Source organism: Mucilaginibacter terrae, assembly GCF_031951985.1.
GTDB lineage: Bacteria > Bacteroidota > Bacteroidia > Sphingobacteriales > Sphingobacteriaceae > Mucilaginibacter > Mucilaginibacter terrae_A.
Window position 1 is genome coordinate 4287181 of the sequence record NZ_JAVLVU010000001.1, and the last position, 19465, is coordinate 4306645.

Here is a 19465-nt window from a genome sequence, read left to right on the forward strand (position 1 = left end):
AGTGAGAGATCTTGTTCGTTGTACAGCCTGTCATTTGAACAAGATTTCTCGTTATCACTCGAAATGACAGCTTTTACAATAAACTACCTTATATAAATCCGAAATCGAACATCCGAATTCCGAAATCTAAAGAATGTTTTTTTCCATCATCATACCTCTATACAATCGTCCGCAGGAAATAAAAGAACTGCTGGAGAGCCTAACTAAGCAAACGTATTTGCAGTATGAGGTGCTGGTTATTGAGGATGGTAGCACGAATGATGCTAAAGACATTGTGGCAAGCTTTGCTAACCGTTTAGATGTACATTACTATTATAAAGCCAACGAGGGCCAGGGCTTTAGCCGCAACTTTGGTTTTGAGCGGGCCAAAGGCAGCTACTTTATCATTTTCGATTCGGATTGTTTAATACCGCCCAATTATCTCGAAACAGTATACCATCGTTTGAGTACAGACTACCTGGACGCTTATGGTGGCCCCGATGATGCTCACCCGTCGTTTACGGCCATGCAAAAGGCCATCAGTTACAGCATGACCTCGCCTTTTACCACAGGTGGTATTCGTGGTAATAAAAAAGGTATCGGGCAGTTCCATCCGCGTAGTTTTAACATGGGTGTGTCGCGTGAGGTTTGGGAAACTGTTGGCGGCTTTATCATCACCCGTTTGGGCGAAGATATTGAGTACAGCATCCGTATACATACCGCAGGCTTTAAAATTGGATTGATACCCGAAGCCAAGGTTTATCATAAACGCCGCACCAGTTACATGCAGTTTTACAAACAGCTGCACTTTTTTGGCAGGGCGCGTATCAACATTTCAAAGTTCTTTCCAAAGGAGTTAAAGCTGGTGCATTTTTTTCCGGCCGTGTTTACTTTGGGCGTATTGTTTACCCTCATAGCCAATGTGTTTGGCTTGCCAATTGCGCTATTGGGTAACTCTGTGTTAATAATAATAATTTTGTTGATATTTTTTCACTCACTGTTTAAAAATCAATCGTTAAAAGTTGCATTTTTGAGCATTGGCGCCGCATTTATTCAACTCATAGCTTACGGACTGGGCTTTATGCAGGATTTTTGGAAGCGTATTATTTTAAAACAACCGTAAACACTCTATGTATCACCCTTTTACCATTTCTGAAACCATTAAGGGCGCATGGGATGTTATTAAGAAAAACTATGTTTCGCTCATAGTATACTCGTTAATAATGCTGATTTGCTACCAGGTAATTCAGTTTCTTTTCGGGTTCATATTTTATTCTGATAATCCTTACGGGCAGGTTGCCAATGTACTGCTGGCCATGTTGGTGCAATCGTACCTTGCATTGAGCTTTTACCGGCTAATTTTTAACCCTAATGGACAGGCAGTATTACGAATTTGAGTTTCGAGATATTATACCATCATTTCGCATGGCGCTCTCATTCGTATCTATTGGTACGTTCTACATCATACTTATTGGCACCATCATATTTTTAAATCTTTTTGTTATAAAAGATGAAACCGTGCGGGTGGTGATGGATATTGTTGAAAAATTGAGCCTTGCTTACTTGCTTATTCGCTCCATATTTTGCCTGTGCTTTATTGTCGACGAAGATTCGGGGCCGGTTGAAGCATTACTGGAAAGTTTCAGAATAACCCGCAATAATTTTTTCAAACTTTTGGCACTTATACTTATTGTGGTTGGTTTTATAGCCATACTGCTCATGATTATTACCATGGCTATAACGGTATTGTTTGATACCGATAGCAATGGCTACATTGTTAGTATTGCAGGTATTGGCTGGTTTGCTATATCGTTCCCTATAGTACAGGTAATGATAATGGTATCGTACCGCAAACTGGTTTACAGCCAAAAAGATGTGGATGATGATGTGTCGGAAACTTTATAAGTAAAGATGGGCTTAAAATCCGTATTGAGCAAGTGGTTTGCCGCCTGGGTAAACCGCGATTTAAACCGCATCAGGCATAATGGTACAGCCTTGCAGCAGCAAACTATGCAACAATTGCTTGCCCAGGCACAAAATACAGCCTTCGGCAAAGACCATCACTTTGAAAACATACACACTTACGAAGACTTTAAACTCAACGTACCCATACGCGATTACGAGGATCTTCGCCCCTACATTGACCGCGTGGTTAATGGCGAAACCGATGTAATGTGGCCGGGCAAACCTGCTTACCTGGCTAAAACATCAGGTACTACATCGGGTGTAAAATATATTCCTATCTCTAAAGAGAGCATGCCAGAGCACATAAAGGCAGCCCGTAATGCCCTGCTCAGCTACATACACGAAACTGGTAAGGCCGGTTTTATTAATGGCAAAATGATATTTCTGCAAGGCAGCCCCATCATGAGTAAAAAACATGGTATCGACGTGGGGCGGCTATCGGGCATAGTGGCGCATCATGTTCCGGCCTATCTCCAAAAGAACCGGCTGCCCAGCTACGAGGTAAACTGCATTGAAGACTGGGAGCAAAAGGTTGATGCCATTGTTGAGGAGACTTATAATCAGGACATGCGCCTCATATCGGGCATACCGCCCTGGTGCCAAATGTATTTCGACAGGCTATCGGCTAAAGCGGGTGGCAAAAAGATCAAAGACATTTTTCCCAACTTTAAATTGTATGTGTACGGTGGTGTGAATTATGAACCCTATCGTGCTCGTATCGAAGAAAGCATCGGTTTCGGCATTGATACCATTGAAACCTACCCGGCATCCGAAGGCTTTATTGCCTTCCAGGATTCGCAAAAGGATAAGGGTCTGTTGTTACTTGTTGACTCGGGTATATTTTACGAATTTGTTCCATCCGAAGAATACTTTAATGCCAACCCTACCCGCTTAAGCCTGGCCAATGTGGAATTAGGTAAAAACTACGCGTTGATTATGAATACCAGCGCCGGTTTGTGGGGATATAGTATTGGCGATACCGTAAAATTCACTTCGCTCAACCCGTATAAAATTGTGGTTACCGGGCGCATTAAACATTATATATCGGCCTTTGGCGAACACGTAATTGGCGAAGAGGTTGAGCACGCCCTCATGAGCGTAGCTAAGCAAGAAGGTCTTGATGTGGTTGAGTTTACGGTTGCCCCACAGGTTACACCAACCGAGGGTTTGCCTTACCACGAGTGGTTTGTGGAGTTTGGCAAGGCCCCTGCCGATATGGAAAGCTTTGCCCAAAAGGTGGATGCCGCTTTGCAGAAAAAAAATATTTACTATTTCGACCTGATTGAGGGTAACATTTTGCGCCCTTTGGTAGTCAGAAGTTTGCAGGCCGATAGTTTTATAAACTTTATGCGTTCGCAGGGTAAACTGGGCGGACAAAACAAAGTACCCAGATTATCAAATGACCGCAAGATTGCCAATGCACTTGCAGGCTATATTATTTAGCCGTAATTTTAAAAGTTTTAAATAACTGTTCAAGCATCACAAAGCAGGCTCAGCCATAGTTTTTAAAGCGGAACAAGAGTTTTATAAATGCACATTACATCTCATCAAGGTATTAAAAATATCGCCATACTTGGCTCAACCGGCAGCATTGGTACCCAAACGCTGGAGGTTATAGCCGAAAACCCCGACAGGTTTAAAGCACACGTAATTACCGCTAACCGCAATGCTGCATTATTAATTGAGCAATCACTCAAATTTAATCCGGCTTATGCTGTTATTTGTGATGATAGCCTTTACCCCCAGGTTAAAGAAGCCCTGGCACATACCCAAATCAAAGTATTGGGTGGCTACCAGGAAGTTAAGCAAATAGTAACCCTGCCCGAACTTGATATTGTACTTACCGCTATGGTAGGTTTTTCGGGTTTGGAGCCAACCATTAATGCCGTAAAAGCCGGTAAGGATATTGCCCTGGCCAACAAGGAAACTTTAGTAGTGGCCGGTGAACTCATTACTGCTTTAGCCAAAGAACATGGCGTTAAATTGTTACCGGTCGATTCGGAGCATTCGGCCATATTTCAGTGTTTGGCCGGTGAGGAGAAAAACCCTATTGAGAAAATTATTTTGACGGCTTCGGGGGGGCCCTTCAGGAGTAAAGACAGGAAGTTCCTGTCAACGGTTACCCGTCATCAGGCCCTTAAACATCCTAACTGGGTAATGGGTGCCAAAATCACTATTGATTCGGCTTCGTTAATGAACAAAGGTTTGGAGGTGATAGAGGCAAAATGGCTATTCGACTTGGAATTAGAGCAGATAGAGGTTATTGTTCATCCGCAATCTATTGTGCATTCACTGGTGCAGTTTCAGGATGGCTCAGTTAAAGCACAGATGGGGTTACCCGATATGAAGCTGCCTATTCAATATGCCTTGGGTTATCCTGAAAGGATAAAGAACGATTATAAACGTTTCGATTTTACTGCCTACCCAACCCTTACCTTCGAAAAACCGGATATGGATACATTCCGTAATTTAGCTTATGCCTTTGATGCTTTGCGGGTCGGCGGTAATATGCCTTGCATTATAAATGCCGCAAACGAAGTTGCCGTGGCCGGTTTTTTGGCCGATAATGTGAGCTTTTTAGGTATGAGCCAGGTTATTGAACAATGCATGCAAAAAATACCAACCATTGCACATCCTACTTTGGATCATTATTTGAATACTGATAAAGAAACACGCATCTTAGCGCAAAATTTAATTGAGCAAATGCCGTTAAAGGCTTTGACTATTTAGAACGTAAAAACACAGAATGGATATAGTGATAATGGTAGGCCAGCTAATACTGGGCCTATCTATACTGGTAATACTGCACGAATTTGGTCATTTTATTGCCGCACGTGCCTTTGGCATTAAGGTAGAGAAGTTTTACTTGTTTTTTGATGCCTGGAACGTGAGCCTGGTTAAGTTTAATTATAAAGGTGTTGAGTACGGCATTGGCTGGTTGCCGCTGGGTGGCTACGTTAAAATTGCCGGCATGATCGATGAATCGATGGATACCGACCAGATGGCAGGTCCGCCGCAGCCCTGGGAGTTTCGTTCAAAACCGGCCTGGCAACGTTTAATTGTGATGCTGGGAGGCATTATTGTTAACATTATCCTTGGTGTACTGATTTTTTGGGTTTTAACTATTAAATACGGCGAAAGCTATACCCCTAACGATCAGGTAAAATACGGTATTGTACCGGGTAGTATTGGCCGTAGCATTGGCCTTAAACCCGGTGATAAAATAATATCAGTTAACGGGCAAAAATTAGTGCGTTTTGAGGATGTCATCAGTTCTAAAGTTTTGATGGGCAACAGCACATTGAATATAGAACGTGGAACTCAAAAGCTTGATGTAAAAGTACCAGGCAGCATATTAAATGATGTATCGGATTTGGGTACCGAGGAATTTATTAGCCGCATGCCCCGCAGTACATTTAAAATTGATACGGTAATTAAGGGTAGTAATGCACAAAAGGCAGGTATAAAAAATGGCGATAGCATTTTAGCCGTTAATGGCAAGCCTATCAGGTTTTTTGATGAACTTACATCGCAGCTTAAATTGTTTAAAAACAAAACCGTAGGGCTCACATTAAAGCGCGATAACGCTCTTATACCGGTAACTGCATTAATTAATAAAGAAGGCACATTAGGCTTTGCCGATGGCCGTTACGGCATACAGGTTAAGCGCGATTTACCAGAAGAGAAGACACTTAACTTTGGCTTCTTCGGTTCTTTACCTGTTGGTGCCTCACGTGCCTGGGGAACATTCAGCGATAATGCCAAAGGCTTAGGCAAGGTATTTACCGGCCAGGTTAAGGCTAATAAAGCCTTATCGAGCCCTATTGGTATTGCCAAGTTGTTTGGTAGCCATGTTGATTGGTTGCGCTTTTGGAGCCTTGTAGGTTTACTGTCAATGGCGTTGGCGTTAATGAACCTGTTACCTATTCCGGCTTTGGACGGTGGTCATGCCCTGTTTTTAATTATCGAAATGATTAAAGGCAAGCCATTAAGCGATAAGTTTTTGGAACGTGCCCAGGTTGTGGGTTTTGTTATTCTTATTACACTCATGGTGTTTGTATTTGGTAACGATATTATTAAGCTGATGAAGAAATAAACGCTGTCTTCATTACCTTGAAAAATCAAAAAAGCCCTCCATCGCGGAGGGCTTTTTTTGTGAATAAAAAACTACTACTATTTACTAAACAAAACTCTTGATTTAAGTTGTTTAAACGCTTAACTTACAGAGGTCAATTTCATGTTATAAGTTTAAAATTGCTATGTGGAGTATACGGTTTAGGAGCAATTTTTCAACTGTATAATTACCGTCAAAACACGGTAGGTGTTCAACAACACAAACTTTATTTTAGCATAAACTTTAAACCCTAATAAACACATGAAAACCCTCATCATCGCCCTCGTTACACTTATTGCAGGTGGCATTGCCGGTTATTACATCGCAGCACAAAAATGTGGTTCGTTGGATTTTTTGGACAAGGATGCTAAAGAAGCCTTTAAGAAACAGGTTATCAATAGTTATAGAGAAAAGCTGCTTGCTGAAAGACTAAATTTTGTTGATCCGCCAACGATTAGAATAGTACCGCCAGAATTTGCTAAGTCATTAATTCAAGAATATTTGCGTCAAAATGAAAGTGTAACTGACCCTTTGCAACAAGTTAGAACGAGGGGAGCTTTATTAAGAGGCTTTTTTATTAGCAGCGATGCCATAAAAAAAATGAGCGACGAGTTTGGTAAAGATTTTGCAGGTATTAGCCTTTATATTGCCAAGCATCCCGATGATATGGGTATCAAGAGTAATAAATTGACAGTTGTTGCATCAAGTGCAAAGAGGATACTTGCAGGAGATTTAGATGCCAATAAACCTAATCTTATCTTTACAAATGGAGCTATGTGGGAATATGTAGATCCATGCCCTACAAATTGTGGTACAGGTGACGGAGATGGAGACGGGGGGCCAAGAGTGCAACCATTAACCTCTGGACCTAAGAAAACGCCTAAAACACAATAATGAGTTTAAGGATATTAATATATTTGTTTTTATTAGCGATAATTTCAACTTACGGGCTGGTTAATTATAAAAAATTAACCAGCCCGTTTAAGCCTCTGATCGCACTTATTAGTTACACGCTTTTTAGTGAGGTTATGTGCCGTATACTCGCAGTTAAGTACCATAATAATATGATCATGTATCATATTATGCTGCTTGTAGAGTACCCGCTTATGGCTACAATTTACAGCAGGCTGTTTACGGTAAAAAACATACAACGTTTTATAAGGTATTCAGTTATTCCATTTGTTGTATTACTGCTCGCTAACTCTTTACTGGTACAAAAGATCAGGTTTTCTCCTTTTCATGTGGAATTCCCTTCACATATATTATTTTTAGCAAACGGCCTGTACTTAATATACTCATTATTACTTTTCGAAGCATTTTTGCACAAACCATCTGACATACCCATTTATAAGCAAGCCGCATTTTGGTTTAATACAGCCATATTAACCTTGTCGTCAACTTTGTTTTTACAGCTTGGTTTGCAAAATTATTTTGTAAGAAATGGTCATAAACCAGAGTTGATAGATACCATCGGGTATCTGATTAACCTTTTAAGTTATGTGCTAATTGGGATAGCTTTTTATACAGATGTTAGCAGATTAAAACAGCCTGTATATGAATCCAATTGATGATAGAGAGATAGAACTGCTTATTGTATCGGCGTTATTGTTTTTTTGTTGTTTAGTAGCCTTCATCATTTATTTTATAATCTTGTATAAAGACCGTCAAAATAAACATAAGCAGGAACAAGAGTTTTTGCAATCAAAATTCAAACAAGAACTACTTAAAGCCCAGCTCGAAATACAGGAGCAAACACTTACTACCATAAGCCGCGAAATACATGATAATATTGGGCAAGTACTATCATTTGTTAAACTCAATTTGGGTTCGGGCTTAACGGGTGGTGTTGAAGTAATGCAGCAGAAAATGACCGAAAGTCGTGAGTTGGTTGCCCAGGCAATTAATGATTTACGCGACCTTTCTAAAAGTCTCAGCTTTCATCATATTATGCATTTGGGTTTAGCTAAGTCTATAGAGATAGCAGCCGAACAAATAAACAAAAGCGGTTTATTAAATATTAATGTTAATATTGATGGAGAGCCTTACAGTTTAGGCGAACAGTCGGAACTGGTATTATTCCGTATTTTTCAGGAGTCATTAAACAATGCTTTAAAATATGCCGAAGCAAGCCATTTTGATATTGATTTGCAGTTTACAACTCAAATATTTAAATTAACCCTCATTGATGACGGTAGAGGGTTTTCGGTTGAAGAACGTATGCTGGAAGGGAGTGGGGCCGGGTTAAAAAATATCGAAAACAGGGCATCATTAATTGGAGCCACCGCATCCATACAAAGCGCACCCGGTAAAGGCTGCACCATCATAGTTTTACTTGACCATACCCTGCAATCACATGCCAACGGAGACCATCCAAATAGTATTAGTTGACGATCATAAGTTATTCAGAAGTGGTATTGCTGCCCTTATTAACAGTATACCCGGTTACGCAATAATGTACGAGGCTGGCAACGGCCTTGAGCTAAGCCGAAAGCTCACCCCTAAAACCAAACCACATATTATACTGCTTGATGTTAATATGCCGCAAATGAACGGTGTGGATACCGCAAACTGGCTTAAAAACGAGTATCCTGATGTTAAGATCATTGTGCTATCCATGTTTGAAGATGCCGATAAGGTATTGGCTATGCTTAAATTGGGGGTAAAGGGGTATATGCTTAAAGATGCCGAACCTGAAGAATTTGCCCAGGCACTTAGTAAGGTAGCCAACAATGAAGTATACTTTCCTCCGTTTGTAACCAAGCATCTGGTACATAACTTTAACCACTCCCAAGAAAAGGTTAAATTAAACAGCCGCGAAATTGAGTTTTTGAAGCTGGCGAGTACCGAAATGACCTATAAAGAAATTGCCGATAAGATGTGTGTAAGCGCCCGCACGGTTGACGGTTACCGCGACCAGCTTTTTGATAAGCTGCAAATTAAAAGTCGGGTGGGTTTGGTGTTATATGCTATCAAAAGTAAGTTGATAGAAATATAATGGTGATTTTGTAAAAAACAAAAGCCCGATCAGTTTACCTGACCGGGCTTTGCCACATCCAGCAATGTTGTTACTAAAGAACTACTGGTATTGTATATAAATAGGTTGCGGTTTGTATTTCAACACTTCTTCGGGCGTAAGCATGTGGTGAGGCGCCTTTTTTAAATCGTTTTTGTAGAAGAGTTTGAAACCGGTGAACTGAACAGGCTCAGGGAAAATATGGTTGCGGTAAGTACCCAGTTTAAGGTCGGGTTCGCCCCATCCGTCCATATCAATAATTACCTGCACTTCGGGGCGCAGTTTAATGTTTTTGTAGTTGGTTACCATTTTACGGGTAAAGCGGTGTACAACAAGCATTTTTGGAGGCAGGTTGTATTTTTTAACTAAACCGGCCAAATACTGGCTGGCATAGTTAATATCTGCAGCATCATATGTGCCAATTTTTTTGCCCGGCTTGCTACCGTCTTTCATCGAAAACTCTGGGTCCATACCAAAATGCACGTTAGGCATTTGCAGGTATTTCTCTAACAGCGGTAACTCGCTTTGTATGGTGCTCAAGGCAACCTGCACATCTAAAAATACCAAAGCATTACCTTTTTTGGCAATAGATAATACCGTATCGATTTGTTTAAACGGCATGCGGTAACGGTATTTACCATCGGCACCGGCTGCGCCTTGTGCTACTACGGCAATATAATGCAGGGCAGGTTGTACCGGTGTTTTCGGATCGGCTTTTTCCCAGGCTTTAACCTCGGTTTTTAGTTTGGCCAGCATTTCTTTTGGCGGTAATTCGCCCAAAATGCCCATTTTTTTGCTGAATAAGTTGCCGTAAAAAGCTACCACACGTTTGTATGGCAATACGGCTCCGCCAACCGGGTAAGGCTGTTTTTTTACAGGCCAGCGGCCGGTTGTATCGCCATTGGCTAAACGTACCAGCAAGCTGTCATATTTAGCCGTATCAATAGGGGTAGTATTTATTCTTAGCGTGTCTTCAGCAGTTTTAGTTGTGGAGACAGTTTTTTTTGTCGAATCGGTTTTACCAGCCGGTTTACCATTACCTGTGCAACTGGTCAACAATACAAACGACGATAATAAAACAGACGAAGAAAAGAGCAGGTTTTTAAATTTCATCATAAAGGTAGCCTTGCAGGCTTAATAACTTGCAGTATGTAATATTTTAGTACCAATAAAATTATTTACCTATCAGTACGTTGTAAATATAAATATTGCCTTTGTTACTTCCCCTTAAAATTCAATTAAATTTTATAAAACTTTCCAAATACGCCCAGCGGTAATTTAGGACCTGCGGTGGCTTGCAGGTATAGTTCACCTATTTCTAAATTTTCTACTTTAGGGTTTGCGCTGCGAATTAAATTCTCCACAATAACCGACGAAAAACCAAGCGAGTAGGTATTGAGTATGAGGAAATGTTCCTGCGGATCTAAGAGTTGCATTACATCGTTCATCATCTCGGTAATATGGTCTTCCAGCTTCCATTTTTCGCCGTTGGGGCCGTGGCCATAGGCAGGAGGATCGAGTATAATGCCGTTGTATTTTTTGCCACGTTTAATTTCGCGTTTAACAAACTTCAGTGCGTCTTCAACCACCCAGCGTATATCTTTAAGGTTCGATATTTCCTGGTTTTCGTTAGCCCAGGTAACCACCTGCTTAATCGAATCAACGTGCGTAGTATCGGCCCCGGCCGATTGTGCAATGAGCGATGCGCCACCGGTATAGGCAAACAGGTTTAATACTTTTGGCTTATTAGTTTTAAAGCGCTTTACGTTCTGTGCAATATAATCCCAGTTTACAGCCTGCTCGGGGAATACGCCAACGTGTTTAAACGAGGTCATGGCCATGCGCAATTTGATGGCAGCATCATTGTTTTTGTATTCAATATGCCAGCGGTCGGGCGTTTTAGGGTTCTTTTTTATCCATTCGCCGGCAGTGGCCGAACGGCCTTTAAAGCGAATATCATGGCGTTTTTGCCATTCGGCATCGGTGAGGGTTTTACCCCAAACGGCTTGCGGCTCGGGGCGTATCAATACAACATTTCCAAAACGTTCCAGCTTTTCAAAATCGCCGCAATCAATCAGTTCGTAATCTTTCCAGTGCGTTGGAGTAAGGAGTTGGATCATTCTATTCGGATTATCTTGTTGTCTGTTTTGAATGGTTAGACTTTACAAAGTTACAAAAAGTGAACTATGATGCACCTCACTTTTCATATATTGCCTATTGTATGCCAATTGAGTATAAAAAAGGTATTAACAAAAAAATAATGGAAATTGATCTTACAGATTGGAAGCTTGATTCAAAATATAATGATGACAAACGTTTGGTTACGGTAACCATTCATTTAAAATACCCTGAAATAGACTCCTTTCTTGGACTGAAACCTATAAAAAGAATAAAACAACTAAATAAGGACCAGATTAATAAATTGAATGCGCTCCTAATGTTTAATGTTTTAACTGATTACGAAGTAATAGGTACACCGAAGAGGCCAAGAGGGATTAAAGCAACTTTGGCCCTAAATTCATTAAAGAAAATTGAAGGCGATAATTTGTATAGTGGTGTTACTGTGCACAATGTAACGCATGCAAAAAAGCGGCCTGTAAAAAGTGAGCCAGGTACAAAGTTCTATTGTGTTAAGATGACCGTTTTGATAGAAATAGAGAAGTTGAAAAGTAAGAAACAAGACATTGAAGAGAGATTTGTCTTAATCAAAGCTACTTCGGCAGATGACGCTTATGAAAAATTAGAACTTCAAAAAGACAGCTATGTTAATCATTATCTAAATCCATATGGTAGGTTAGTTAGATGGCGAATAGATAGCTTTGATGATTGTTACGAAACTGATATTTTTTCACCAAAAGATATAGTTTCAGCTGAAGGCGTTGAAGTGTTTTCGAAATTGAAATCTAAAAAGCGTAAATCAGTTTGGGATGGTAAATTATAAGAAATTGTCCCATCTCTTATAATTTATTCGTATTAATCTACAACTTCTCTCTCGCCGCCTGTGTAAACTTGCTGGCAAATACAAAGTCGTTCAGCTCCTGGTTATCGGTATGGGCAATGTCTTTATTAGTACCTTCCCATGCTTTTTTACCTTGGTGTAAAAAGATAATATGATCGCCAATACCCATTACCGAGTTCATATCGTGGGTTACAATAACGGTGGTTATTTTATATTCCTGGGTAAGCTCATTAATCAATTCGTCAATTACAATGGAGGTTTTTGGGTCGAGGCCCGAGTTGGGCTCATCCACAAAAAGGTACTTGGGTTCCATGGCAATGGCGCGGGCAATGCCCACACGCTTCTTCATACCGCCCGATAGTTCGGCCGGGTAAAGCTTGTTTTTGTCTTTTAGGTTAACCCGGCCCAAACAAAAATTTGCACGGTCTAACTTTTCCGATTTGCTCATTTCAGAAAAAAGGTTGAGCGGAAACATGATGTTTTCCTCCACTGTCATCGAATCAAATAAAGCTGAGTTTTGGAACAGCATACCAATTTCTTTACGAATAGGCACGCGTTGCTCAAAATCCATCTCGGTAAAATCTTCGCCGCTAAAAATCACTTTGCCTTTAGTAGGTTCGTGCAAGCCTACAATACATTTAAGTAAGGTAGTTTTACCCGATCCCGACCCGCCGATGATGAGATTGTTTTTTCCTGCTTCAAATTTGGCGCTTATACCTTTCAGTACTTCATTGTCGCCAAACGTTTTAAAAATATCTTGTATCTCGATCATAGCATTGCGCTCGTAATAATTAAATCAGCAAAAAGAATAAAAATACAGCTGTATACCACGCCGGTAGTAGCCGATTGGCCAACTTCTAAAGCGCCGCCGCTGGTATAAAAACCCTGGTAAGCGCAAACAGAGGTAATAATAAAGCCGTAGAAAAATGCTTTTACCAACGCAACCTGTATAATAATAGGATTAAAACCATCGCGTAAGCCCATTACATAATCGGTGGTTGGAATATCGCCGGTAAAGGCACATGCTAAATATCCACCCAAAATGCCTAATACCATGGAGTAAATTACCAGTAACGGAATCATGGTTATGCCGGCAAATATTTTGGGCGCAATTAAATACCCCGGCGCATTTACTCCCATAATTTCAAGGGCGTCAATTTGCTCGGTTACCCGCATAGTGCCAATTTGTGAAGCAATGCTTGAGCCCACCCGGCCAGCCAGTACCAGTGCCGATATGGTTGGGCTAAACTCTAATATGGTCGAATCGCGCGCAATGCTGCCGGCAATGCTGCGTGGTACCAGCGGACTGGCCAGCTGGAACGCTACCTGTATGGTAGCTACCGCGCCTATGAACACCGAAATAATACCGATAATACCCATTGAACCTATGCCTATGGACACCATCTCGCGCATAATTTCGCCCCAGTAAACTGAAAATTTCTCGGGCTTTTTTAAGCTTAAGCGTATGAGCAGTATGTACCTGCCTAAAGTTGAAAACATGAATGTTGGTATATATGTGCGTTAAAAATACATTTTTATGCTTACGCTTTACAGCAATAAGCTAATTTGACTTACTTTTAAACATGGAAAACGCCCTCATAACCGGTGCCACTCAAGGCATAGGCCGCGCAATTGCGCTTGCATTTGCTAAACAAGGAATAAGTATGGCAATTTGTTCGCGCAATGTGAAAGATTTGGAAAACCTTAAAAATGAACTCCTCGATACAAACCCCAATATACAAGTAATTGCCCACCCGGCCGATTGTAGTAAGAAAGTCGAAGTGCTTGCATTTGCGCAGGCTGCGCAAGACAAACTGGGCTTTATAAAAATAGTTGTAAACAATGTAGGCGCATTTATACCATCGTTAGTGTTGGATGATGCTGATGGTGCTTTTGAAACCATGATGAATACCAACCTGATGCCTGCCTATGAACTTTACCGTTTTTTGGGTAAAAACATGCAGCAGGAGCGTAGCGGACACATTTTTAACATATGTTCGGCAGCTTCAAAAAGTCCGGCAATAAATGCTGGTACTTATAGTGTAACAAAAGCTGCGCTGTATAGTCTTAATACTGTAATGAAGCTCGAAATGCAGGCTTACAACGTAAAAGTTACCGCTGTGCTGCCAGGCTCAACATTAACAGGCTCCTGGGCCGGAACGGAAGTGCACCCTTCCCGGTTTGTGATGCCAGAAGATGTAGCCGCAGCCATCATAACTGCTTACAACATGAGTGTTGGCGCTAACACTGATGAAATTGTGATAAAGCCGGTTTCGGGACAGATTTAACTGAACCATTAAAGCTTAACAAAATGAACAACTATCATAATTATAACAAAAAATTATACCGCGACGAGCAAAATAAAATGATTGGCGGTGTATGTAAAGGCCTGGCCGATTATTTCGACATCGATGTATCCATAGTTCGTGCCATATTCCTGCTGTTCCTGGTTTTAAAAGGCGGCGGCGTGTTAATCTATATCATTTTGATGATCGTATTACCTAAAAAGCCTATTGGCTATTTTAACCCGGGTGTTGATTATACTGTACCGCCCCAGGCCGATTCGGCTCAGCCTTTTGCCTTTGAGCCTGAGCCCAAACGTAAAAATAGTAATGTGGGTTTAATAGCCGGTTTATTACTCATCTTTTTTGGCCTCATACTAACGCTTGATGAGTTTGACGTAATACCCAACTGGGATTTTAGTCACCTGTGGCCTGTTCCGCTGGTAGCTATTGGCCTGATACTTATATTCACTTCGGGCAAAAAAGAAAAACAACTTGATCCTAAACCTCCAATTGAATAACACCATGAGAAACGACAGATTATTTTCGGGGCTGGTACTGGTTATTATCGGCGCCGTATTTTTACTCAACAGTTTTAATGTTATTGATTTTAACTGGTGGAACTTGTTTAGGTTGTGGCCCATATTTCTGGTAATTGGTGGGGTAAACCTGCTGTTATCAAATACTAAAGCAGTATGGGCAACAGTAGTAAAAGTAGCTGTGTTGTTAATAGGGGTAGGCTTCTTGTTGTTTGCCAACACCAAACATTACAATCATTCAAGACCGTTTTGGCATTTTAATTTTAAAGATGATGACGATGGTATTGAGTTTAGTGATGGCGATATAAAAGAAAGGAAAGGCGATAGCGTAGTTTATCAGCAAAAGTACAATGATGAGAAATATGTGCATTTGAATATTGCCGGTGGTGCCACTTCTTATAAACTGGAAAGTGCTTCCGACAGTCTTTTTAAGGCATTAACCTACCAAAGCTTTGGCGATTATTCGTTCACCATGTCAAAAGACGATTCGCTTACCACGCTCAACTTCAACATGAAAGGGCACAATAACAAATTTCATTGGGATAGCGACCACATGAACGAAGCTCGTTTGAGTTTAAGCCCTATTCCGGTTTGGGATATTGAACTTAAAGGCGGCGCTGCCGAAGTCGATTTTGATTTTACAAAGTTCAAAATTCGTAGCGTTGAAATTAACGGTGGAGCAACATCTTCAAAAATAAGGATGGGTGCAACGGTGCCGGTATCTACACTAAGTGTAAACGCAGGTGCATCTGAAGTAGAAATATGGGTACCAAAAAATGCCGGTTGTGATATTGACATGCGCGGCGGTTTAACCTCCAAAAGCTTTGATGATTTCACTAAAGTGAGCGGTAATCATTATGTTACCCCTGATTTTGATAAAGCAACCAACAAAATCTATTTAAAATTCAGAGGAGGCGTATCAGACTTTAAAGTAAAACGATATTAAGCGATTTTTTTTCAACTGATTGATGAAAGGGCGGTTTCTTTTAAAGAGAAATCGCCCTTTGTGTTTTGAGTAGGAAAAATTCAGTGTGTTTAAAGATATTTTGTATAGTAATCTTTATAAAAAGCTATTTCTTTTGGAATTTATAGTAATAATTAATTTACCTTATTAGTATATTACGCAATCAATTACTACTACTTTGAAACGTAAGGACTTTTTATACCTAACCGGGATGGGAATGGGCGCAGCAATGTTGCCAAACCTGTCGGCTTTTGGTTCGCCGGTGCCGCATGATACCGTTTTGCAGCCTGTGGATGTAGCCCTGAAGAAACGCATGGCCGATGTAGCCCTTAATGCGGCCAAAAGTAAAGGCGCTACTTATGCTGATGCACGTATTGGCCGTTACCTTAATCAATCTATCAGTACGCGCGAATCGCGTGTGCAAAATATAGCCAGTTCTGAGTCGTATGGCATGGGCATACGTGTTTTGGCCAATGGCTGTTGGGGCTTTGCCGCAACCGATAAATTGGATAATGACAGCATTGCCCGCGCTGCACAACTGGCCGTAAGCATTGCTAAAGAAAACTCGCGCCTGCAAAGCGAGCCGGTGCAACTGGCTCCTCAAAAAGGCTACGGCGATGTTAGCTGGAAAACCCCTATCGAAAAAAATGCTTTTGAGGTGCCGGTTAAAGATAAGGTAGACCTGTTGCTGGCCGCCAATGCCGAAGCCCTGAAACTGGGTGCAAGCTTCATTAGCAATAACCTGTTCATGATCAATGAGCAAAAGTATTTTGCATCAACCGAAGGCTCGTACATCGATCAGGATATTCATCGCATGTGGCCAACATTTACCATCACCAAAACTGATGCTAAAACAGGTACTTACGAAACCCGTAATGCCCTGAGCTCGCCGGTAGGAATGGGCTTTGAGTATTTAATTCCCGATGAAAAAGAGAAAATCCAGGGCATATTTCCTATCTATAAAAAACGGTATGATATGCTGGAGGATGTGCGCATAGGCACCGCCCAGTTGGCCGAAAAATTGAATGCCAAACCTATTGAACCCGGTAAGTACGATTTAATACTCGATCCAACAAACCTCTTCCTCACCATACACGAATCGGTTGGTCATCCTACCGAGCTTGACCGTGTGCTGGGTTACGAAGCAAATTTTGCCGGCACCAGCTTTTTGACGCTTGATAAATGGGAATCGAAGAAGTTCAATTTCGGTAGCCCGATAGTAAACTTTGTGGGTGATAAAGTTCGTCCCGGCTCGTTAGGCGCCGTAGGATACGATGATGAGGGCGTAAAAACAGGCCAGTGGGATATTATTAAAGATGGTGTACTGGTTAATTACCAGGCCACCCGCGATCAGGCGCATATACTTGGCTTAAAAGAATCGCAAGGCTGTTGCTACGCGCAAACATGGAGCGATGTGCAGTTTCAGCGCATGCCAAATGTTAGTTTACAACCCGGTAAATCTGCTTTAAATGTTGCCGATATGATTAAAAATACCGAGAAAGGTTTGTACATGTTCGGCCGTAATTCTTACTCAATCGATCAGCAACGTTACAACTTCCAATTTAGTAGCCAGTTATGCTACGAAATTAAGGAAGGAAAAGTGGTAGGCATGGTAAAAGGCGCAGCCTACCAGGCCAATACCCAGGAATTTTGGAACTCCTGCTCGGCCATATGTGACGAAAGCGATTTCCGCATGGGCGGTTCCTTCTTCGACGGTAAAGGCCAGCCATCGCAGGCAAGTGCCGTATCGCATGGATGCTCGACAACCAAATTTGATAAAGTAAATGTGATAAATACGAGCCGACGTTTAGGATAGGTTAAATGTAAAAATCGTCATTGCGAGGTACGAAGCAATCTCTGAACTATGTTTGACGAACTTGCATCCGCAGAGATTGCTTCGTTCCTCGCAATGACGATAAGGCCAAAAGAAAATCAAACCAACTAAATATAAATAACCCGCCACTTGTGTTCTCTATTTAAGAAAACCCGGGGGCCTAACCTTACAACATTTGAACAGAAAACAATTTCTCTACCTCACCGGAATGGGTTTCGGTGGGGCAATGCTTAGCCAGGTACCCGTGCTGGGTTCGCCAATATCGCCCGAAGCCATGTTGCAGGGTGGTGTTGATGTGGCTACTAAAAAACGCATGGCCGATGTGGTGCTTAATGCAGCCCGCAGTAAAGGTGCCACTTATACCGATGTGCGCATTGGCCGGTACCTTAACCAGTATGTGGTAACACGCGAAAATAAGGTGCAAAACGTAGTAAATACCGAATCTTACGGTATGGGTATACGCGTTATTGCCAACGGCTGCTGGGGCTTTGCCGCTACTGATAAGCTGGATAACGATAGCATTGCCAAGGCCACCGTACAAGCTGTTGCCATTGCCAAAGAGAATGCCCGCCTGCAAAGCGAACCGGTACACTTGTTGCCCCAAAAAGGCTACGGCGAGGTAAGCTGGAAAGCACCCATAGAACGTAATGCATTCGAGGTGCCTATAAAGGAGAAGGTAGACCTGCTGCTATCGGTAAATGATGCAGCCATGAAAGGCGGTGCCAATTACGTAAACTCCATTATGTTTTTGGTGAACGAGCAAAAGTATTTCGCATCGAGCGATGGTTCGTACATTGATCAGGATGTACATAGGATATGGCCGGTTTTTGGCGTAACTAAAATTGATGCTAAGACAGGTAAATTTCAAACCCGTCAATCATTGAGTTCGCCTCGTGGTATGGGTTATGAATATTTAATGCCTCGCGAAAGCGATAAAATTAAAACTGCGCCCACCACATTGTACCGCGACCGTTACGATATGCTGGAGGATGCCAAACTGGCTGCTGTACAAGCCGAACAAAAGCTAAAGGCAAAATCGGTAGAAGCTGGCAAGTATGATCTAATTCTCGATCCATCGCACCTTTGGTTAACCATCCACGAGTCGGTAGGTCACCCATCAGAGCTTGACCGTGTATTGGGTTACGAGGCCAACTTTGCCGGTACCAGTTTCTTGACTTTGGATAAATGGGAGTCGAAGAATTTTAAATTCGGCAGCGATAAAGTGAACATTGTGGCCGATAAGCTGCAAAAAGGTTCATTAGGTGCCGTTGGGTACGATGATGAAGGTGTAGCCACTAAGCAATGGGATATTATTAAAGACGGCGTACTGGTTAATTACCAGTCCATCCGCGATCAGGGACATATTATCGGGCTTGAAGAATCGCAGGGCTGCTGCTATGCCGATAGCTGGTCGAGCGTTCAGTTCCAGCGTATGCCAAACATCAGCTTACAGCCGGGCAAAACACCGTTGAGTGTTCAAGAAATCATTAAAAACACCGAAAAAGGCATTTACATCATCGGCGATAGTTCATTCTCTATCGATCAGCAACGTTATAATTTCCAGTTTAGCGGTCAGTTGTACTATGAGGTTAAAAACGGGCAAATTGTAGGCATGTTAAACGATGTGGCCTATCAATCAAATACCCAGGAGTTTTGGAACTCATGTACTGCCGTTGCCGATAAGAGCGATTACCGTTTAGGCGGATCTTTCTTTGATGGTAAAGGCCAGCCGCAGCAGGTGAGCGCCGTAAGTCACGGATCGGCCACTGCCAAGTTTAACGGAGTAAATGTAATTAACACAGCAAGAAAAATCTAA

Annotated in this window: 19 protein-coding genes; 15 read left to right on the plus strand and 4 right to left on the minus strand. The window is 41.7% G+C overall.

Features of this window, described 5'->3' with window-relative positions; genetic code table 11:
* Positions 1 to 133 precede the first annotated feature (133 nt).
* The 9 genes from QE417_RS18255 (at position 134) to QE417_RS18295 (ending at position 9053) form a co-directional block, all read left to right on the plus strand.
* Entirely contained in the window at positions 134 to 1102 is a 969-nt protein-coding gene (locus tag QE417_RS18255; RefSeq protein ID WP_311952047.1) for a glycosyltransferase, read from the plus strand.
* A 7-nt stretch (positions 1103 to 1109) separates the two neighbouring features.
* The gene (locus tag QE417_RS18260; RefSeq protein WP_311952049.1) at positions 1110 to 1376 is read left to right on the plus strand and encodes a hypothetical protein; all 267 of its coding nucleotides are present in this window, start codon (positions 1110 to 1112) and stop codon (positions 1374 to 1376) included.
* On the plus strand, positions 1351 to 1884 hold the full coding sequence (locus QE417_RS18265) for a glycerophosphoryl diester phosphodiesterase membrane domain-containing protein (RefSeq protein ID WP_311952051.1): 534 nt from the start codon (positions 1351 to 1353) through the stop codon (positions 1882 to 1884). Before QE417_RS18260 ends, QE417_RS18265 begins: the two co-directional genes overlap by 26 nt.
* Before the next feature lie 6 nt (positions 1885 to 1890).
* Positions 1891 to 3387: a GH3 auxin-responsive promoter family protein gene (locus QE417_RS18270; protein WP_311952054.1), complete on the plus strand. Its 1497-nt coding sequence runs from the start codon at positions 1891 to 1893 to the stop codon at positions 3385 to 3387.
* Positions 3388 to 3474: 87 nt separating this feature from the next.
* Entirely contained in the window at positions 3475 to 4674 is a 1200-nt protein-coding gene (locus QE417_RS18275) for a 1-deoxy-D-xylulose-5-phosphate reductoisomerase (protein ID WP_311952057.1), read from the plus strand.
* Between the two features lie 16 nt (positions 4675 to 4690).
* Positions 4691 to 6040 carry an RIP metalloprotease RseP gene (gene rseP / locus QE417_RS18280; protein WP_311952059.1) on the plus strand — a complete coding sequence of 450 codons (1350 nt, stop codon included), beginning with the start codon at positions 4691 to 4693 and terminating at the stop codon, positions 6038 to 6040.
* A 279-nt stretch (positions 6041 to 6319) separates the two neighbouring features.
* Positions 6320 to 6952, plus strand: a complete 633-nt coding sequence (locus QE417_RS18285; RefSeq protein WP_311952062.1) for a hypothetical protein — start codon at positions 6320 to 6322, stop codon at positions 6950 to 6952.
* 660 nt (positions 6953 to 7612) lie between these two features.
* Positions 7613 to 8446 (plus strand): sensor histidine kinase, encoded by an 834-nt coding sequence (locus QE417_RS18290; RefSeq protein ID WP_311952064.1) that lies wholly within the window; start codon positions 7613 to 7615, stop codon positions 8444 to 8446.
* Complete coding sequence (locus QE417_RS18295; protein ID WP_311952067.1) at positions 8412 to 9053, plus strand: response regulator transcription factor; 642 nt, start codon at positions 8412 to 8414, stop codon at positions 9051 to 9053. Before QE417_RS18290 ends, QE417_RS18295 begins: the two co-directional genes overlap by 35 nt.
* Before the next feature lie 81 nt (positions 9054 to 9134).
* Here QE417_RS18295 and QE417_RS18300 read toward each other — a convergent pair whose 3' ends face one another.
* Positions 9135 to 10184, minus strand: coding sequence for a hypothetical protein (locus tag QE417_RS18300; RefSeq protein ID WP_376717552.1), 1050 nt, complete (start codon positions 10182 to 10184; stop codon positions 9135 to 9137).
* Between the two features lie 125 nt (positions 10185 to 10309).
* Entirely contained in the window at positions 10310 to 11191 is an 882-nt protein-coding gene (locus QE417_RS18305) for a class I SAM-dependent methyltransferase (RefSeq protein WP_311952072.1), read from the minus strand.
* Between the two features lie 140 nt (positions 11192 to 11331).
* On the opposite strand from QE417_RS18305, the gene QE417_RS18310 reads away from it, so the two are divergent.
* Entirely contained in the window at positions 11332 to 12012 is a 681-nt protein-coding gene (locus QE417_RS18310) for a DUF4288 domain-containing protein (protein ID WP_311952074.1), read from the plus strand.
* Positions 12013 to 12049: 37 nt separating this feature from the next.
* Here the strand turns inward: QE417_RS18310 and QE417_RS18315 are convergent, their stop codons facing one another.
* Complete coding sequence (locus QE417_RS18315) at positions 12050 to 12802, minus strand: ABC transporter ATP-binding protein (protein WP_311952075.1); 753 nt, start codon at positions 12800 to 12802, stop codon at positions 12050 to 12052.
* The gene (locus tag QE417_RS18320) at positions 12799 to 13530 is read right to left on the minus strand and encodes an MlaE family ABC transporter permease (protein ID WP_311952077.1); all 732 of its coding nucleotides are present in this window, start codon (positions 13528 to 13530) and stop codon (positions 12799 to 12801) included. Before QE417_RS18320 ends, QE417_RS18315 begins: the two co-directional genes overlap by 4 nt.
* Before the next feature lie 83 nt (positions 13531 to 13613).
* On the opposite strand from QE417_RS18320, the gene QE417_RS18325 reads away from it, so the two are divergent.
* The 5 genes from QE417_RS18325 (at position 13614) to QE417_RS18345 (ending at position 19465) form a co-directional block, all read left to right on the plus strand.
* On the plus strand, positions 13614 to 14318 hold the full coding sequence (locus QE417_RS18325) for an SDR family oxidoreductase (protein ID WP_311952079.1): 705 nt from the start codon (positions 13614 to 13616) through the stop codon (positions 14316 to 14318).
* A 23-nt stretch (positions 14319 to 14341) separates the two neighbouring features.
* Positions 14342 to 14833 carry a PspC domain-containing protein gene (locus tag QE417_RS18330; RefSeq protein ID WP_311952081.1) on the plus strand — a complete coding sequence of 164 codons (492 nt, stop codon included), beginning with the start codon at positions 14342 to 14344 and terminating at the stop codon, positions 14831 to 14833.
* Between the two features lie 4 nt (positions 14834 to 14837).
* On the plus strand, positions 14838 to 15797 hold the full coding sequence (locus tag QE417_RS18335; RefSeq protein WP_311952083.1) for a LiaI-LiaF-like domain-containing protein: 960 nt from the start codon (positions 14838 to 14840) through the stop codon (positions 15795 to 15797).
* A 196-nt stretch (positions 15798 to 15993) separates the two neighbouring features.
* Entirely contained in the window at positions 15994 to 17631 is a 1638-nt protein-coding gene (locus QE417_RS18340) for a TldD/PmbA family protein (protein ID WP_311952084.1), read from the plus strand.
* 193 nt (positions 17632 to 17824) lie between these two features.
* Positions 17825 to 19465, plus strand: a complete 1641-nt coding sequence (locus QE417_RS18345; RefSeq protein ID WP_311952087.1) for a TldD/PmbA family protein — start codon at positions 17825 to 17827, stop codon at positions 19463 to 19465.

Coding starts and splice junctions, on each gene's coding strand:
- QE417_RS18255 (WP_311952047.1), top strand. CDS start 134: ATGTTTTTTTCCATCATCATACCTCTATACAATCGTCCGCAGGAAATA.
- QE417_RS18260 (WP_311952049.1), top strand. CDS start 1,110: ATGTATCACCCTTTTACCATTTCTGAAACCATTAAGGGCGCATGGGAT.
- QE417_RS18265 (WP_311952051.1), top strand. CDS start 1,351: ATGGACAGGCAGTATTACGAATTTGAGTTTCGAGATATTATACCATCA.
- QE417_RS18270 (WP_311952054.1), top strand. CDS start 1,891: ATGGGCTTAAAATCCGTATTGAGCAAGTGGTTTGCCGCCTGGGTAAAC.
- QE417_RS18275 (WP_311952057.1), top strand. CDS start 3,475: ATGCACATTACATCTCATCAAGGTATTAAAAATATCGCCATACTTGGC.
- rseP (WP_311952059.1), top strand. CDS start 4,691: ATGGATATAGTGATAATGGTAGGCCAGCTAATACTGGGCCTATCTATA.
- QE417_RS18285 (WP_311952062.1), top strand. CDS start 6,320: ATGAAAACCCTCATCATCGCCCTCGTTACACTTATTGCAGGTGGCATT.
- QE417_RS18290 (WP_311952064.1), top strand. CDS start 7,613: ATGAATCCAATTGATGATAGAGAGATAGAACTGCTTATTGTATCGGCG.
- QE417_RS18295 (WP_311952067.1), top strand. CDS start 8,412: ATGCCAACGGAGACCATCCAAATAGTATTAGTTGACGATCATAAGTTA.
- QE417_RS18300 (WP_376717552.1), bottom strand. CDS start 10,184: ATGAAATTTAAAAACCTGCTCTTTTCTTCGTCTGTTTTATTATCGTCG.
- QE417_RS18305 (WP_311952072.1), bottom strand. CDS start 11,191: ATGATCCAACTCCTTACTCCAACGCACTGGAAAGATTACGAACTGATT.
- QE417_RS18310 (WP_311952074.1), top strand. CDS start 11,332: ATGGAAATTGATCTTACAGATTGGAAGCTTGATTCAAAATATAATGAT.
- QE417_RS18315 (WP_311952075.1), bottom strand. CDS start 12,802: ATGATCGAGATACAAGATATTTTTAAAACGTTTGGCGACAATGAAGTA.
- QE417_RS18320 (WP_311952077.1), bottom strand. CDS start 13,530: ATGTTTTCAACTTTAGGCAGGTACATACTGCTCATACGCTTAAGCTTA.
- QE417_RS18325 (WP_311952079.1), top strand. CDS start 13,614: ATGGAAAACGCCCTCATAACCGGTGCCACTCAAGGCATAGGCCGCGCA.
- QE417_RS18330 (WP_311952081.1), top strand. CDS start 14,342: ATGAACAACTATCATAATTATAACAAAAAATTATACCGCGACGAGCAA.
- QE417_RS18335 (WP_311952083.1), top strand. CDS start 14,838: ATGAGAAACGACAGATTATTTTCGGGGCTGGTACTGGTTATTATCGGC.